Below are 15,913 nucleotides of genomic sequence, written 5' to 3' on the forward strand. Positions count from 1 at the left end.
AAATAAAGAAAAATATCTCCGGCTTCTTAAAAAAGAAGATTGGAGATATTTTCAACAGGATAAATAAGTTAGACAAAAAAGAGCCAGTACCGTAGATCTTAGTGATACCATTTACATTAAAATATATTATACTCTCAGACTTCCGATAAAACCTTTTTTATAAATGCTAATGTTTTATTAATAATTAATTCTTGGTCATTATCTAGCGTCGCGACATGATAACTATTTTCTAGTCGACAAATTTCCTTCTCCGTAGTCTGTATACCCTCCGCAATGATTTGTGAATTATACGGTGGTACTACATGGTCCTCGTCGGAAACCAAAATTAATGTCTGACATGTAATTTTAAACAGCTGTTTCCTCACTTCCTCTACTAAATTTAATATTTCATTGATAGAGCGGACTGGTGTCTTTTCATAAGCAAGCTCCGTCACACCAGGTTTCTTAATATCTGAACCTATGCCATCTAAAAACTGTACATTTGTAATGTGGCGCATTGACTCCATTGCTGGTAATACCACTGCCGCATTAATAGGAATGATTCCTCGCACTTCAGGATACTTCTCTGCCATATGTAATGACAGCGTACCACCCATAGAAAGACCCGTGACAAAAATTGTATCGCAGCGCTCTTGAAGCCATTGATAACCCACTTCGATCGAATGAATCCAATCTTGATATGTTGTTTGTGCCATGTCCTCATAGTGAGTGCCATGTCCTTTCAATAACGGACCACAGACTGTATAACCGACTCCCGCATAGGCTTCACACAGAGGTCTCATGCTTTGCGGTGAACCTGTAAAACCATGTGACACTAAAATCCCTACATGGTTACCTTCTGCATAAAACGGTTCTGAACCTTGCATAATTGGATATTTTTCAGCCAAAAAAATTCCTCCCCTCAAAAAATCTCCTCAATCGCTTTTAAGCAAATTTTCACTTACATTATATCAATTTGATTATTTTTAGTAAATTTAATATTCTGAGTACTATTTCTTTTAAAGGGTTTTCTTCTGTTAATAAATTCATTTTGACATGGAAAATAGTAAGTCGGACAGTTAAAATAAGGCATTGTTCACTTAGACTATTAATTTGATGAGACTTACTATTATGACACGCCAACGTCAAATATTTACATCCGATTATAAACTGCAAATTGTGAATCTTTATAAATATGGCTGATTCTCTACATCTACTACAACTGATATCTTAAATTTACTAAATAACTCAATGAATCCATATTTTTATAGTTGAAATTACATACCTAACTAATAGATAATAAAGCGTACAAAATATTAAACGAAAGTAGGAGTAAAGTAATGTATAGGAAGTTGATTAATTATTTGCTAATCCCCTCTCTGTTAATTACATTATTTGCCTCTCCATATAGTGTTGATGCATCAGTAAATGACGTTCATTTAAGTTATTTATATGGCAGCTCTTCTAGCGGCTATTTAAAAAACATAGATATGACTTCAGGTGCGTTAAATACAGCGACACCTTTATTCTTTGAATTAAACGCTGATGGTAGTTTAAAAACTTTAATTGATAAAAATTTAATACAAGATTTACACAAAAGAGGATTAAAAGTAGTTCCGTTTCTTTCCAATCATTTTGATCGAAAATTAGGGCAAACTGCTATGAAAAATAGAGAAAATTTATCTACTCAACTTGCAGATGCTGTAGTAAAAAATAATTTAGATGGCTTAGATGTAGATATTGAGAATTTAAACCATACAGATAAGGAATCATTTACAGATTTCATTCGATTATTACGAGAGAAAATGCCTAAAGATAAAACATTATCAATAGCGGTTGCTGCAAATCCTAATGGATGGACAGCAGGATGGCATGGATCCTATGAATTTTTAAAACTCAGTAACTATACTGATTACTTAATGTTAATGGCTTATGATGAAAGTTGGACAGGTGGTCCAGTAGGTCCTGTTGCAAGTTTATCATTTGTAGAAAACTCGATTAAATTTTTATTAAAACAAGGTGTTGATTCAAAAAAAATAGTTTTAGGTCTTCCGTTTTACGGCCGATACTGGAATGATAGCGAATCAAAAGGTGGTTACGGTGTTTCGAATAAAAATATACCAAACCTAGTGAATAAATATAAAGGAAAGGTCTATTTTGATAATGCCTCAAAATCACCTTATGCAAAATTCACAGTGAAAAGCAGTGATGCACCTACGTATATTAGTGGGAAAAAGCTAACACCAGGGAATTACACATTATGGTATGAAAATGATCTATCTTTAAAATATAAATTACGCCTAGTACAAAAATACAATTTAAGAGGAACTGGTAGTTGGAGCTTAACGCAAGAAGAGCCAAGAATATGGAATTTCTATTCAGCTTGGGCAAATGGAGAACATAATTTTATAGATTCAGAAAATCATTGGGCTGAGAAGGACATTATGTCCCTTTATAAAAAAGGCTGGATTAAGGGGAAAACTGAATATACATTTGACCCAAATAGTGATTTAACAAGAGCTCAAGCTGTATCGATTCTTACAAACGCGATTGGTTTAAATGAGAAAAACGAACCCGTTCCAAATTACTTTACTGATGTCCCTACCGACCATTGGGCAAAAAAGGCTATTGAACTAGCACATAAGTATAATATCGTGAATGGAACAAAACCAAACATCTTTGAACCAAATTCCCGAGTTACAAGAGCTCAACTATCAGCAATAATGGCGAGAATACTAGATTACCCATTAGATACTACGATTAAATCTCCATTTTTTGATGTTCAAAAAGGACACTGGGCATATGAAGAAATTTTAAAACTAAGTAGTAAGGGTATTATTAAAGGTAAAGAAGACGGTGGATTTTATCCAAACGACTTTGTAACACGCGCGCAGGTAGCAGCGATGGTTAATCGTGCAAGTAGCGATTTAGAAAAGTATCCAAAGTAAAATAATTAGCACACTCTTCTTCTAAGTGAAAGTTGCTAAATAAATCATAGCAAAAACAGGGCTTGATCTACAATGGTGTGTAGACTCAGCCCTGTTTTTAATTTACATTCCCCTACTATGTGAAAAGCAATCATCCATAGCCAGAACCAACGTGATTGACTATTTAGAAATTCATCTCGATTTTTTCCTTACTTTTGAACCACATAAATCTAGTTATTGTGAGTAACACGATTGGCGTCAACCCTACATATTTCCAAGCATTAACTGCACCAAAAAAATAGAATGCAATTGGGAAGAAAGAAATTGTACTTATTAGCATGTATACCCAAGAACTTTTTACTATCGCTACAATTAAAGAGAAAATTAAAATTACTAATGAAAGTTGCCATAAAATCAACATTTTATCACCTCAAAATCTACTTGTGTTTGCTTTTTTACAAACTACTATACTACAAATATTACCAAAATCCTTTTTTCTCACATCTTCATTAATGCAGTTTTGGCGTTTATTGGAGTTAAATAACTTTCTCCTGTAACTTTAAGTATACTACGTTGATCATTATTCAATTTAAAAATGTAGCCAAACCAAATAATATTCCAGTTAAACCTTCAATTAAGCCATTCAACACATCACACAAAAAGCACATCAACATTAATTCCATTGATGTGCAATCCATTATTCATCTTCCATCCAGATTAACTATCTAAAGAAACTTATTAATGATCCCATTTGTCTTAACATATTTACCCCATATGATATCCTTCCTGCATGGCCCATGATGGTATTTAAATGACTTGGTAATCTTCCAAATCTAGATACTGGGGATTGTTGGTTAGGGTAATAGAAAGGTTGCTCTTGCATCCCTTGATAAGGAGGACCATAACCTTGTCTATATGCTGGTGGGAGTGGTCTTTTTCTAGAATTCGGTGGATAATATGGCATCAATTCACCTCCTATCATGAAACTTTTAAATAGTATATGTCTGTATTATTTTATGGATTAGACTTTCGTAGAAGTCTTGCAAGAAAATATTGAACTCTATTGTTTAATTTTCCATTTCATCATATTTTAAGTAATATTTCCCCTTTGACCTTCTTATATAAGTTTCTTGTCAAGTCAACTTTTTCTGATGTAGGAACCATACTATTTTTAATTTCATATTATAGAAACATGACGAATGAAGAAGGTGTTTCTAATACAGAATTCCAAATATCTAGATTTCTTGTCCAAATTTGGCGTTGGTGGTGCACATCCTGGTGGGATTAATCTAACTGAGGAAATATTCAAAGCTGAAAGCGTTAGCAACACTTCTTACATTTTAGATGTAGGGTGTGGTACAGGCCAAACTGCTGCCTACTTAGCTAACAAGTACGAAGCAAATGTAACTGGTATTGATATCAATTCGATAATGGTGGCAAAGGCAAAGAGGAGAATGAAAAAAGATCGCTTACCCGTAAAAATATTGCAAGGTTCCATCGAAAAAATTCCGTTACCGGATCAGAAATTTGATATTATCATTTCTGAATCTGTCCTTTCTTTTGTCAATAAGCCTAGAGCTCTTAAAGAAATTTACCGTTTACTAAAAAGTGGCGGTCGGTTCATTGCTATCGAGTTTACAATTAACCAACAGCTCGAGGAGCAATGTGAACAGGAAATCAAAAAATTCTATGGTTTTGATTCCTGCTCCATGAAAAAGGATTGGGTTGCCTTATTAGAACGCGCAGGTTTTAAATATATTCGCATACAAAATAACAAATCAATCTCATCAGAACCTGAATTTCAATACTCAGAAGATATTGAACCTGAACTTCACGAAATAATGGATAAACTTTATGATATGCACATAAAATATGCCGGAATTTTAGATTATAGAATTTATTCGTGTACGAAATAGTTTGTCGCTGAAATGAAAAGAGTAGGAGGTTTGTTCATAGACAAAACCACCTACTCCACATTTGATTATTTGATTATTTGAATAAAATGTTTTAAAATCCTCGCTGTTAAACCCCAAATTGTATACTTCTCGTAATCAAAAAACCACTCTTCCATTGAACGAGTTCTCCACTGATACTGTGTACCATTTACAATTTTATCAAAAGGAAAGTCTGGTAAAGGTACTAGTTCAAAAGATACTTCATGCATATATGGTTCATAATTCAATAGCCATTTCACTGGAACAGTAAATACCTCTTCCACTTCCTCTTTGTTGTAAGCATGCAGGATTTGGTCGTAATCAATAGTTGCAACAAATGGGTATGTAACAAAAGAAGAAGATGCAATATAAGGACTTAATTGTCCTACAACATTAATCGATTTTGGATCGACACCTAATTCTTCAGACGTTTCTCGTACGGCTGCTGCCAATGGGGATGAATCTGTTGCATCAATTCGACCACCTGGAAAACTAATATCACCTGGCTGTTTTCGCATAGTGAATGAACGTACTTCAAATAGTATATGCCATTCCCCATTCACTAACACTAAAGGGATTAAAACAGCTGCACGAAAAGCCGTCTCTTCCCCTATAAATTGGTATTGATTTTGATTTAATTGATTCTTTAATTTATCTAGGAACATAAGATTCCCCTCACCTCAATGCTTTACCTGAATTATTCACCGATTTATCAAGATTTTGTATAAAACAAATGAAATAAGAATCCATTTCTGCTTAGGTTAAATTTCGACAATCAACCTACAGTAAGGCTTCTTTATAGGGTTACTTTACTGCAAATTACACTAGATTTCAATCGTCATATTAAGCCATCAACTAGTAAGGGCTTGCTGTCCCCCTACACAGAAACTTTGTAGATTTCTTCAAAGCGTTGATTTTACATTATAGGCAATCTAGCTGTTTTGTCCAAACTCACTTATTCCTTTTTCATATACTACTATAAAAAGGAGGTGAGACAATGAGTAATAACGAGCATAGTTCTTTACGTAAAGAGCATGCAAAAATAGAACCTGCTCACCAAGCGTGTATTGACCGCGCATATCGTATTCCCATATTTTTAAGTACAACAACTCATTTGAATGCTAACCAACAACGGTTTCTAAACCGTCTCATTTTAGAGATTGAGGATGCTTTACTTTTTCCACGCACATTACCTTTAAGCGAAAGTTATCCCGAATCTATATTAACTGATATTCGTCGGTTAGTTTCATCAAGCTATGGCATGTTGGCAGTAAACTTCCGCCGATTTAAAATTCAGACAGTTGCGGTCAATGAAGGACCCCCGCCTCCATCAACTCCGGTCTGGGAAGGCTCAGTTTATTCACAAGTAGAACCTTCAATGGCTTTTCAATTTGGCCTACCCTTATTATTAGTACGGGAAGAAGATACTGACGCAAATAACGGAATTTGGGCTGGAGGAATTGCCCCACTTAACCTATTTATAGTTTGGCATTCTGAAACGCAAACTGTTGATCAATTCTTTAGCACGCCTGAATGGAGATCAGCTTTTGCAAATTGGTGTGCACAAGTAAGAAATGCTTTTTATATTCAGACAGAACCTAAGTTTAAGTACAAATGTTAATGATAGGCTCGTACTTTAGCGACAAGTCGAAAACATACAAAATTTTAGTCACCTTTATTTGTTTTCGACTTAATTACATAAAAACAAACTTCACTAATTCACCTTGCATTTAAGTTTCTAGTAATCCAATAACCTCCAATAGATAAGAAAAGGTTTTTCTCGCAAAATTATTTTGGTATGATGTTAAGGTTGTGTATCTACTATATGACACATTTACATTCATCTTAGAATAGAGGTATTTATGGACTCAACAAAATTATCCAAGCAACATTGGTTGCTAATCTTAACACTTTCTTTATTAACATTTGTTCTCGGGACAAGCGAATTTGTGATTGTCGGAATCTTAACCGATATTTCATCGAGCTTTCAAATAACAAATGCAAAAGCAGGCACACTCGTTTCAGCTTTTGCCATTACGTTTGCAATCGCCACACCACTAGTGATGTCGGCAACAAGTCATTTTCCAAAGCGTAAATGGATGTTATTTTTGATAGGAACTTTCATCGTCTTAAATGCTTTGTGTGTAATCTCGACTAGCTACATCCTGTTCCTTGCACTTCGAATTTTAACAGCGATTGTAACAGGCGTATTAATCTCTCTAGCCATGATTGTAGCAAGTGAAACCATGCCGATTAAAAAACGTGGTCTTGCTATATCATTCGTTTTCGGTGGTTTCACACTTGCAAATGTCGTTGGAGTGCCAATTGGTATTGTCATCGCAGAATCTTACGGCTGGAATGCCACTTTCATGTTAACTACTTCCCTAGGAGGATTGGCATTTTTTGCATCCTTCTTCGTCTTACCTAATGGCCTCAGCCAAATACGCAGTTCGATACGGGATCAGTTATCTTTATTGACCAATCCAAGAATTTTGATGGCTTTTTTCATTCCTGCTCTCGGATTTGGCGCAACTTATGCCGTCTTTACGTACCTTGTTCCTATCTTGAAGGGGATGGAGGTACCAAATCATTCAATTAGTTTAGTCTTATTTGGATACGGATTTATCTCGATTTTCAGCAACATCCTTGCCGGTAAAATTGCCAGCCACAATGCCATCGGTCGCCTTCGATTTGTATTTCTCGTGCAGGCAATTGTTCTGACAAGTTTATTTTGGACTACAAATCATTTCATTTTAGGACTAGTAAACATTGGCTTGATGTCGTTAATGGCCATTCTCTTAACAACATCTACTCAGCTTTATTTAATTGACCTCGCCGAAATTTATCAGCCAAAAGCAACAGGACTCGCTGCTTCACTTATGCCAGTGGCAAGTAACGTTGGTATCGCTTTTGGTTCTGCATTAGGTGGAATTGTATACCATCAGGGGAATTTAATGAATGTTACATGGGTCGGTGGGATAGTTGCAGTCTGCGCAAGTCTGCTAACTTTCTTTAGTTATTTTTTAGATCAAAAACAAAAGAAATCAGCATAAAACAGAAGCAACAAACGCTTGGCATGCCATTATTAATGCAAGTTCAGTAATCCCAGTATGTAAAATTGAAAAAAAGAAGTATCACGGACGTTTAGTTATCCTTTGATACTTCTTCTTTCTAGCATTTCAGAACGGTCACGCGTTCCTGCAACAACTTTAATTTCATTAATTTTCGTTATTTTCCAACAGGGTGATAATATACAAAGTTAAATCGCATTTTTCTTTACAAAGGGATACTATCTAAATCTAATTGATTGCTATCATCCTCTATACTTGTTGTGTTTGCTCTTAAGTAGGATAGCAAACAGCGCTTAAAACTAATTGAAGTTCTCTTCTCATAAAATCCTCATCGAAATTTCCATCTAGTTCAACCCAACCAAGACTTTGTGTGTCAATTATCGCATCATCTTTATGTAATTCAACATAATAGGCTACATTGGGGTTCGGTGAGAATTCATACATAGTTAAACCGTGGGCGATTTTACTTGCAGTTGCAGCATTTTTTTCCGCTTCGAATATCTCTTTATACTGGTTAACTTTTTCATAGTATTTTTCTACACACTCACTTCTACTAATACCGTGAACCTTTTCAGTTTTTTCATAGGCTAGCGACAAATTCTCATTTCTAAGCTTCTTGTACTCCAACGTCTTCACTACTATAGTTAGTTTTTCCATAAAGAATCCCCCTTTGAGTTAGTTTGCTTTTAACTTCAGTATTGTCAAAATTAGATAGATTTAAACTAGTTTAATAAAACAACCATCTATCCGTTGAGCAGATAAATGGTTGCAAAGTTATTGGTTTATTTTGTTCCGACAGGCAGCTTCATTAAAAACTCCCCGCTATCTCCTAGCTTCCCTAGGTTTTCAAAACCGAATTGTTTATAGTAGTCAACCAATTCTTCTGATTCAGCGTATAAAGCTCCTGGAATGTTCAACTCTTTTTGAATCTCTTTGTACGCTTGCATTAATTCTCTTCCTTCGCCTTTTCGGTAAGAATGTATATGCCGTAAATGTAATATATATGGAGAATTGTATAAACTAAGATGTTTCTTATTAGTAGTGTCCATAGCTATAGCCATCACAGACTTTAAGCTTTTAGAAACTAAATAAATAGAGGGCTCGTTTTCATTCTCTGTTGGATGTAAAAAGAATTTCTTAGGTGCTTGTTTGAATAAGCTTTTAATAAACTTTTTTTTAAGCTTCTCCAACTTCGGGTTTTGCATATCAAACTGAAAGGCGCCTATCAACTTCATCGACCGAGAATGAGCTGAAGTGGTATTCAAGTTACCCAAAAATTTTTTGAAATATAAATGTTGAACTGCAGTATGTGACATCAAGTGACCTCCCGATAGTTTTTATTGGCGAATCAATTTTTAATTTTCCAATATTTTAAAATACACTATCAGCCTGAAAATAGGCTATAGAAAGAGAGTTTGATTGCGGTGCAGGATTTACATCTCCGTATGTCTCTTAAAGCCGCTCTATCCCCCTTCTTCGCTCTTGCATAAGTGAACACAAGACATACAGAAAGTGTTTTCTAAATACAATTGATTAGTAACACCTCTAGGATATGCTTTTTTGTGTGGTTGTATGAGAGATTTATAGGTGTCGATGATTTCCTAAAACAACCGTCTATCTTCGTAATGGATAGACGATTTTAAAGGTGTCGATTTATTTTGCTCCAACAGGCAGTTTCATTAATAACTCACCGTTTGCTTCTAGTTTACTTAGATTTTCAAAAAAGAAGCAAACCGTATTTTAACATTGCGGTTCGCTTCTTTTTGTTGGATCTTTTCACAAAGATTGTTGCTTTTATTTTAGCTGTTTATTCAGAAATCTAATAAATTCGTTTTTATTTCCGAAAAATAATTTTCCATATCTTTCATCATAAATATCTTTAAACCACGAATCCTTCTTAAACAATTTCCGTGTATCCAAAATAACTCTATCAATATTAAGAAGCGTCCTCAAATTGACTGTTGTAAAGATCTGCATAGAAGCCACCCTTTGCAAGAAGTTCCTCATGGTTACCTGTCTCAATAATATCGCCATCTTTCATGACAATGATTAAATCTGCATTTTTAATCGTAGATAAACGGTGTGCGATTACAAAGGATGTTTTTCCGTTAGCTAACTCATCCATCGCTTTTTGGATCAATATCTCTGTTCTTGTATCGACTGAGCTTGTTGCCTCATCTAAAATGAGTAGTGGCGCATTTTCAATCATCGCACGAGCTATGGTTATCAGCTGTTTTTGCCCTGCTGATAAGTTAGCCTTATCATTGAGCACTGTATCATACCCCTTAGGCAAAGTTTTAATAAAATGATGTAAACCAACATCTCTACAAGCTTGTTCCACTTGTTCATCTGTTACATTTTCTTTAGAAAACACGATATTCTCTCGGATTGTCCCTTCAAATATCCACGTATCCTGGAGGACCATACAAAACAGATCATGGATATTTTCACGCGTTAATGAATGAATTGGTGTGCCATCAATAGTGATTTCCCCTTCATTTACTTCATAAAAACGCATTAATAGATTGATTAATGTCGTTTTACCAGCACCAGTAGGACCCACAATAGCAACTTTTTGACCTGCCTTTACACTAGCAGAAAAGTTGTTAATGATGGTGTGTTCTTCATCATATCCAAAACGAACGTTTTTAAACTCCACATCTCCTTTTACGCTAGAAAGTTTTTGTGTTTTTTCGCTTTCATCTTCTAATTCTTCTTCCTTTAAAAACTCAAATACGCGTTCACTTGCTGCGGCGGTAGACTGCATACTTGTTGCAGCTTGTGCCAATTGGGCAAGTGGCTGTGTGAATAAGCGAATGTACATCATGAATGCCACAATTGTACCAATTTGAATGACTTCATTATTCACTAAAATGGCACCTACTACACAAACGACTACATAGCCGAAATTACCGACAAACATCATCACCGGCATCATTAAGCCGGACATAAATTGAGATTTCCACGCATTTGTATATAGTCGCTCATTGATATTATGGAAAACCTTCTTCGCATTTTCTTCACCGTTATACGCTTTTACGATTGAATGACCCGCATAGGTTTCTTCAATATGACCATTTATCAATCCGAGCTCCCTTTGCTGTGCGATAAAGTACTTTTGTGAGCCCTTCATAATAAAGGACATGAAGCTAAAGCCTATAATCGTTGATAAAATCGCCGAGATTGCCATAATCCAATTTGTATAAAACATCATTACGATGGCACCTACAAACGTAGCAAGCCCACTAACAAGAGAACCTAAGCTATTATTTAATGTTTGACCGATTGTATCAACATCATTTGTTACGCGACTTAGTACATTCCCGATACTCGTTTTGTCGAAATATTTTAAAGGAATACGCGGCATTTTATCAGAAATATCTGTACGCATTTTCTTCGTAATTCGTTGTGTTACTGTTGCCATCGTAAAACCTTGAACATAATTAAATAACAAACCAAAACCGTACATTAAGGCAAGAATCATGCCTAAGCGTTTTACTTCATCTAGATTAATTGATGTGGCTAACCCTGCGGCAATAGTATTGGTCATCTCACTTATAATATCAGGGCCGACTACATTTAAAATAGCGCCTATTAATGCAAGTACAAGTGCAATAATAACAAATGGAATATATTGTTTTGCATACTCGATTAATTCACGCATAGTAGCTTTAAATTGTTTTGGTTTTTCTCCAATCATTGGCCCCATTCCTGGTGGACCTCCGCCAACTGGAGGTTTCCCCATCTTAGGAGGTGGCCCTGGTGTAGATGGATTTGGTTTATTCATCTTCTAGCTCCTCCTTTGAAAGTTGTGAGTAGGCGATTTCAATATAGGTAGGACAATTTTTCAGTAATTCTGCGTGTGTACCCTTGCCTACAATTTGCCCGTTATCTAATACAATAATCTGATTTGCATCTTTAATCGTTCCTATACGCTGTGCCACAATTAAGGTTGTAGCCTCTGCTGTTAGCTCTTTTAATGCTGTGCGCAATAAACGATCGGTCTTATAATCGAGCGCCGAAAAAGAATCGTCGAAAATATAAATCTCCGGCTGTTGATAAATGGCACGTGCAATAGATAAACGCTGCTTTTGACCACCTGATACATTTGTTCCGCCTTGAGAAATTTCACTGTCATATCGTCCCTCACGCTCTTCTACAAAATCCTTCGCTTGGGCAATTTCAATCGCTTTTTTCAAGAATTCTTGTGTATCATCCTGACGATTTTTACCGTACGCTACATTCGAAGCTACAGTTCCACTAAACAAAATAGCCTTTTGTGAAACATAACCAATTTTATTGCGTAATGCTTCTTGCGTATATTCTTTTACATTGACACCATCAACGAGTATTTCCCCTCTTGTGGCATCATAAAAGCGAGGAATCAAATTGACCACAGTTGTTTTACCGCTACCTGTTGAACCTATAAAAGCCACAGTTTCGCCTTTTTTTGCTGTAAAGCTAATATTGTGTAAAATCGGTTCTTCTGTATCTGGGTAAGCAAAATCAACATTTCTGAATTCCACATCGCCCACCATTCCAGGCAAGCCTTCAATCTTCGCACCATCTGTTATTGTGGATTTTGTGTCTAACACTTCAAGTATCCTTTTCGCCGATACAGCAGCACGAGGAAGCATGATGAAAATCATACTTAGCATCATAAACGCCATCACTACTTGAACTGCATACGAACTAAAGACCACCATATCTGAGAAAAGCTGAACACGATTCATCGCATTTGCTTCATTTATAATATAAGCACCCAACCAATAAATCGACACGCTAAGTCCAGACATAATAAAGGTCATACCTGGCATCATAATAGCCATCACACGATTTACAAATAAATTGGTAGCTGTTAATTGTTCATTCGCTTGTTCAAATTTAGTATGTTGAAACTGTTCGGCATTATAGGCACGAATTACTCTAAGTCCTGTTAAGCCTTCTCTCGTCACACGGTTTAAATTATCAGTTAGGGTTTGTATAATCTGAAATTTAGGAAGCGCAAATAAAATCACTACGCTTAACATAATGATTAACACAAATACTGATACACCTGTTGCAACTGACCATTGCCAGCTCTTTCCGGAAATTTTCACAATTGCCCATACTGCTAATATAGGCGCTTTAATAATGGCCTGTAAGCCAATCGCGATAATAAGCTGAATCTGGGTAATATCATTCGTCGATCGTGTAATTAAACTCGAAGTTGAAAAATTATTGATTTCCTCCATTGAAAACATCATTGTCTTTTCGTATACCTGTGCGCGCAAGCGTTTTGATAGGCCCGCCGCTACCCTTGCGGCAAAATAACCAACTACCATCGCTGCCATCATACTACCGACTGCACATAACAGCATAAAGCTACCTGGTGCAAGTAAATCGGCAGTCGTTGTGCCTTCTGTTTGAATAAGTGTCGTAATTTCAGCCATATAGTCTGGCAGCTTTAAATCAAGCCATACTTGTACGACGATAAATACAAGACTTATACAAACAAAAAGCCATTCATTTCTTTGCATGTATTTAAATATTCTAAGCATGACTGCTCCCCCTTTATCTTCTAGTATAAGATTTTCACAATTCATTTTATTATCAGTACAGGCGTGTTTTTTCACCAATCTTCATTATCACTATTAAAGTGGTAGGTTGATTTCCATTCCGGCTGGGCGCTTTCCGGGGGCGTCCAACCTCCACTCCAATCAACAGCAATCTTATAATTAATAGGCAATGTCAAATGAGATAAAAAAAGAAGAATATTAACATTTCTAGGATGGGTTAAAAATAACGAACGTAACCGCTAAAATTATTTACCATGATTTAAATGCAGGTATCCTAGGCTTAAGTAATCGCTCACTCAGGTATCTGAGCACTCATAACGTTTATTATGCGCGCTCACTTTTAAATTTCCAAACAGATTCCCCTAGTTTTTTAAACCTTTATTAGCGGTACCTTCCGGCTATAAAGATGCGGGACAAATCAAGGCGATACACAAGCGCAATATCATACAAGAAAAGATTTATCATACAAGTTATTCTAAAGTTGTCTTTACGAAAGGAGAATCTGGATGTTAAATGAAATTCGAACGCTTTACCTTGATTCTGAACTAAATATCGAAGCTTATCGACTTAAAGGAATCATACAAAAAATTCCCATCTTACTTCCGTGAATATTATGTGATTGGATTTATAGAAGAAGGTCCACGTTCTTTAGTTTGTAAAGGTGAAGAATACATAATTAAACCAGGTGATTTATTATTATTTAACCCTTATGATTCACACAGTTGCGAGCAGATAGACGGCAAAATATTGGATTATCGGTGCATCAATGTGGCACCAGAGATCATGAAAAAGTGGCTGAATAAACCTAAGTTCCAAGCAATCTTCCAAAAGTCTACTGGTGTAATGTTAATAGGGCTTGGAGTAAAAACAGCCATTTAGCATGTTCAAAGATAAATATCTTTATAACTTTTAGCACCGTCACATGCTGGCGGTGCTATACATATTTTAGGCGTAAAAATCAAACGATTTTATTTGCACTTCACAGCTCTATGCTTAAGTAATTTAAACGACCGGACACTGATTTACTAAAAAACAGGAGGGTAATTATTAAGCATCCCTTCCCCCTTTATCAATAAAATTATAACAATATGACTCCTGTCACAAAGTACTTTTGACGGGTGTGAATGTGAATCATATCTATTCCTCTGTATCATTTAATTATAAGAAAACATAGAGAGAGTGATATGGATGATAAATAGTACGCAAAGACTGCCTTTAATCGATATTTTACGTGGATTTGCTGTATTAGGAACACTGGGTACAAACATTTGGATTTTTGCTTATCTTGGGGACTTATCTTACATTACGACAAGTGCTTATGCTGGTTGGTGGTCATTGAATGATTTTCCTCGAATGCTTGTCTTATTTTTCGTAAATGGGAAGCTGCTCGGACTGCTGACTATTATGTTTGGTGTTGGGCTCGAATTGAAATATCAACAAGCAATGCGAAAAGGTAATGCTTGGCCGGGTGTCTATATTTGGACTGTTTTATTCTTGTTTGTAGAGGGGTTTATCCATTTCACTTTGGTAATGGAATATGACATTTTGATGAGTTACGCTGTGACGGCGATAGTCGTTGCTTTTATTGTAAAGGCTGGAAATAAGGCCATTAACCGCACATTGTATATGGTTGGAGGATTTCATGCATTTATTATACTACTAATATTAATAAGTGCTTTACAAGGTGCTAATGTAACCTTACCTTCCACCGATGCGATTGTTAGTATCTATCAAAATGGTACTTGGTTTGAACAAATAAACAATCGTTTAACGAATTTTTGGTTTTTTAGAACGGAAGCAATCTTTATTATTCCGATGAATATCTTCTTATTTTTAATGGGCATAAGATTAATGCGTAACGGCGTATTTTCTCAAGATGAATTTGGTCGTCAGGCTCGTAAAAAGTTGTTTTCTATTGGGGTGACTATTGGTGTACCTTTAAATCTCCTTATCTTTGTTCCTGGTGGAGCTTTTGATTTACCCGTTCGCTATTTATTTGCACCAATTCTGTCACTTGGTTATATTGGTATTTTTGGTAAACTGATAGAATATAAGAAAGCAGATTGGCTGTGGATGCGATTTGGGCAAGTCGGTAAAATGTCTTTAAGTTGCTACGTCCTACAAAATATGATAGCATCATTTATTTTCTATGGGTGGGGCTTAGGATTAGGTGGAAAGCTAAATAGCATTGAGGTTATTGCCATTTGGGTTACCCTTTCCCTTCTCCAACTCATCATTGCTCATATTTGTATAAAACATTTTCATGTTGGACCTTTGGAATGGATTCGAAAACATACCGTTCAAGCCGTCGCAAATAAATAAACGACAAGGGTTGGTGTAAAATATAAAAATTTATCCAAAAGATCAAGCAAAACAATATTTAATTATCGACGTAGTATCTATTATTTTTTTAATATCAATTGTATTAGGTTCTGACTCTGATT

13 protein-coding genes and 1 pseudogene are annotated in these 15,913 nt (G+C 35.7%); 6 read left to right on the forward strand and 8 right to left on the reverse strand.

The window, feature by feature from the left end; all coding sequences use genetic code 11:
* Positions 1-134: 134 nt before the first annotated feature.
* Complete coding sequence (locus tag ACIQ2D_RS07925) at positions 135-887, reverse strand: alpha/beta hydrolase (RefSeq protein WP_402862002.1); 753 nt, start codon at positions 885-887, stop codon at positions 135-137.
* Positions 888-1,319: 432 nt separating this feature from the next.
* Here ACIQ2D_RS07925 and ACIQ2D_RS07930 point away from each other — a divergent pair, with 432 nt between their 5' ends.
* Entirely contained in the window at positions 1,320-2,927 is a 1,608-nt protein-coding gene (locus ACIQ2D_RS07930) for a glycosyl hydrolase family 18 protein (RefSeq protein WP_402862005.1), read from the forward strand.
* Between the two features lie 163 nt (positions 2,928-3,090).
* On the opposite strand, the gene ACIQ2D_RS07935 is transcribed toward ACIQ2D_RS07930, so the two are convergent.
* Together ACIQ2D_RS07935 and ACIQ2D_RS07940 are read right to left on the reverse strand one after the other, a co-directional pair.
* Complete coding sequence (locus tag ACIQ2D_RS07935) at positions 3,091-3,327, reverse strand: hypothetical protein (protein WP_402862008.1); 237 nt, start codon at positions 3,325-3,327, stop codon at positions 3,091-3,093.
* 300 nt (positions 3,328-3,627) lie between these two features.
* Positions 3,628-3,870, reverse strand: coding sequence for a hypothetical protein (locus ACIQ2D_RS07940; RefSeq protein WP_402862011.1), 243 nt, complete (start codon positions 3,868-3,870; stop codon positions 3,628-3,630).
* Between the two features lie 235 nt (positions 3,871-4,105).
* Here ACIQ2D_RS07940 and ACIQ2D_RS07945 point away from each other — a divergent pair, with 235 nt between their 5' ends.
* The gene (locus tag ACIQ2D_RS07945) at positions 4,106-4,822 is read left to right on the forward strand and encodes a class I SAM-dependent methyltransferase (protein ID WP_402862014.1); all 717 of its coding nucleotides are present in this window, start codon (positions 4,106-4,108) and stop codon (positions 4,820-4,822) included.
* Between the two features lie 65 nt (positions 4,823-4,887).
* Here ACIQ2D_RS07945 and ACIQ2D_RS07950 read toward each other — a convergent pair whose 3' ends face one another.
* Positions 4,888-5,505, reverse strand: coding sequence for an NUDIX hydrolase (locus ACIQ2D_RS07950; RefSeq protein WP_402862017.1), 618 nt, complete (start codon positions 5,503-5,505; stop codon positions 4,888-4,890).
* A 332-nt stretch (positions 5,506-5,837) separates the two neighbouring features.
* Between ACIQ2D_RS07950 and ACIQ2D_RS07955 the strand changes: the two genes are divergently transcribed.
* Positions 5,838-6,461, forward strand: coding sequence for a hypothetical protein (locus tag ACIQ2D_RS07955; protein WP_402862020.1), 624 nt, complete (start codon positions 5,838-5,840; stop codon positions 6,459-6,461).
* A gap of 241 nt (positions 6,462-6,702) precedes the next feature.
* The gene (locus tag ACIQ2D_RS07960) at positions 6,703-7,893 is read left to right on the forward strand and encodes an MFS transporter (protein WP_402862022.1); all 1,191 of its coding nucleotides are present in this window, start codon (positions 6,703-6,705) and stop codon (positions 7,891-7,893) included.
* Positions 7,894-8,181: 288 nt separating this feature from the next.
* On the opposite strand, the gene ACIQ2D_RS07965 is transcribed toward ACIQ2D_RS07960, so the two are convergent.
* From ACIQ2D_RS07965 to ACIQ2D_RS07980, 4 genes are all read right to left on the reverse strand, one after another.
* The gene (locus tag ACIQ2D_RS07965) at positions 8,182-8,568 is read right to left on the reverse strand and encodes a hypothetical protein (RefSeq protein WP_402862025.1); all 387 of its coding nucleotides are present in this window, start codon (positions 8,566-8,568) and stop codon (positions 8,182-8,184) included.
* Positions 8,569-8,693: 125 nt separating this feature from the next.
* The gene (locus ACIQ2D_RS07970) at positions 8,694-9,227 is read right to left on the reverse strand and encodes a hypothetical protein (protein WP_402862028.1); all 534 of its coding nucleotides are present in this window, start codon (positions 9,225-9,227) and stop codon (positions 8,694-8,696) included.
* Positions 9,228-9,847: 620 nt separating this feature from the next.
* Positions 9,848-11,656 (reverse strand): ABC transporter ATP-binding protein, encoded by a 1,809-nt coding sequence (locus tag ACIQ2D_RS07975; RefSeq protein WP_402862617.1) that lies wholly within the window; start codon positions 11,654-11,656, stop codon positions 9,848-9,850.
* A gap of 34 nt (positions 11,657-11,690) precedes the next feature.
* Positions 11,691-13,451 carry an ABC transporter ATP-binding protein gene (locus tag ACIQ2D_RS07980; protein ID WP_402862031.1) on the reverse strand — a complete coding sequence of 587 codons (1,761 nt, stop codon included), beginning with the start codon at positions 13,449-13,451 and terminating at the stop codon, positions 11,691-11,693.
* A gap of 524 nt (positions 13,452-13,975) precedes the next feature.
* Between ACIQ2D_RS07980 and ACIQ2D_RS07985 the strand changes: the two are divergent.
* A pseudogene (locus ACIQ2D_RS07985) lies at positions 13,976-14,261 on the forward strand (AraC family ligand binding domain-containing protein); the annotation flags it as partial.
* A gap of 396 nt (positions 14,262-14,657) precedes the next feature.
* Positions 14,658-15,791 carry a DUF418 domain-containing protein gene (locus ACIQ2D_RS07990; protein ID WP_402862034.1) on the forward strand — a complete coding sequence of 378 codons (1,134 nt, stop codon included), beginning with the start codon at positions 14,658-14,660 and terminating at the stop codon, positions 15,789-15,791.
* The last annotated feature ends 122 nt before the right edge of the window (positions 15,792-15,913 follow it).

It is taken from the genome of Lysinibacillus sp. NPDC097287 (assembly GCF_044761695.1).
GTDB lineage: Bacteria > Bacillota > Bacilli > Bacillales_A > Planococcaceae > Lysinibacillus.

Bases quoted from the DNA above. Each gene is read 5' to 3' on its own strand.
- ACIQ2D_RS07980 (WP_402862031.1), bottom strand. From the start codon at position 13,451: ATGCTTAGAATATTTAAATACATGCAAAGAAATGAATGGCTTTTTGTT.
- ACIQ2D_RS07935 (WP_402862008.1), bottom strand. From the start codon at position 3,327: ATGTTGATTTTATGGCAACTTTCATTAGTAATTTTAATTTTCTCTTTA.
- ACIQ2D_RS07955 (WP_402862020.1), top strand. From the start codon at position 5,838: ATGAGTAATAACGAGCATAGTTCTTTACGTAAAGAGCATGCAAAAATA.
- ACIQ2D_RS07970 (WP_402862028.1), bottom strand. From the start codon at position 9,227: ATGTCACATACTGCAGTTCAACATTTATATTTCAAAAAATTTTTGGGT.
- ACIQ2D_RS07975 (WP_402862617.1), bottom strand. From the start codon at position 11,656: ATGGGGAAACCTCCAGTTGGCGGAGGTCCACCAGGAATGGGGCCAATG.
- ACIQ2D_RS07965 (WP_402862025.1), bottom strand. From the start codon at position 8,568: ATGGAAAAACTAACTATAGTAGTGAAGACGTTGGAGTACAAGAAGCTT.
- ACIQ2D_RS07940 (WP_402862011.1), bottom strand. From the start codon at position 3,870: ATGCCATATTATCCACCGAATTCTAGAAAAAGACCACTCCCACCAGCA.
- ACIQ2D_RS07950 (WP_402862017.1), bottom strand. From the start codon at position 5,505: ATGTTCCTAGATAAATTAAAGAATCAATTAAATCAAAATCAATACCAA.
- ACIQ2D_RS07930 (WP_402862005.1), top strand. From the start codon at position 1,320: ATGTATAGGAAGTTGATTAATTATTTGCTAATCCCCTCTCTGTTAATT.
- ACIQ2D_RS07945 (WP_402862014.1), top strand. From the start codon at position 4,106: ATGAAGAAGGTGTTTCTAATACAGAATTCCAAATATCTAGATTTCTTG.
- ACIQ2D_RS07990 (WP_402862034.1), top strand. From the start codon at position 14,658: ATGATAAATAGTACGCAAAGACTGCCTTTAATCGATATTTTACGTGGA.
- ACIQ2D_RS07960 (WP_402862022.1), top strand. From the start codon at position 6,703: ATGGACTCAACAAAATTATCCAAGCAACATTGGTTGCTAATCTTAACA.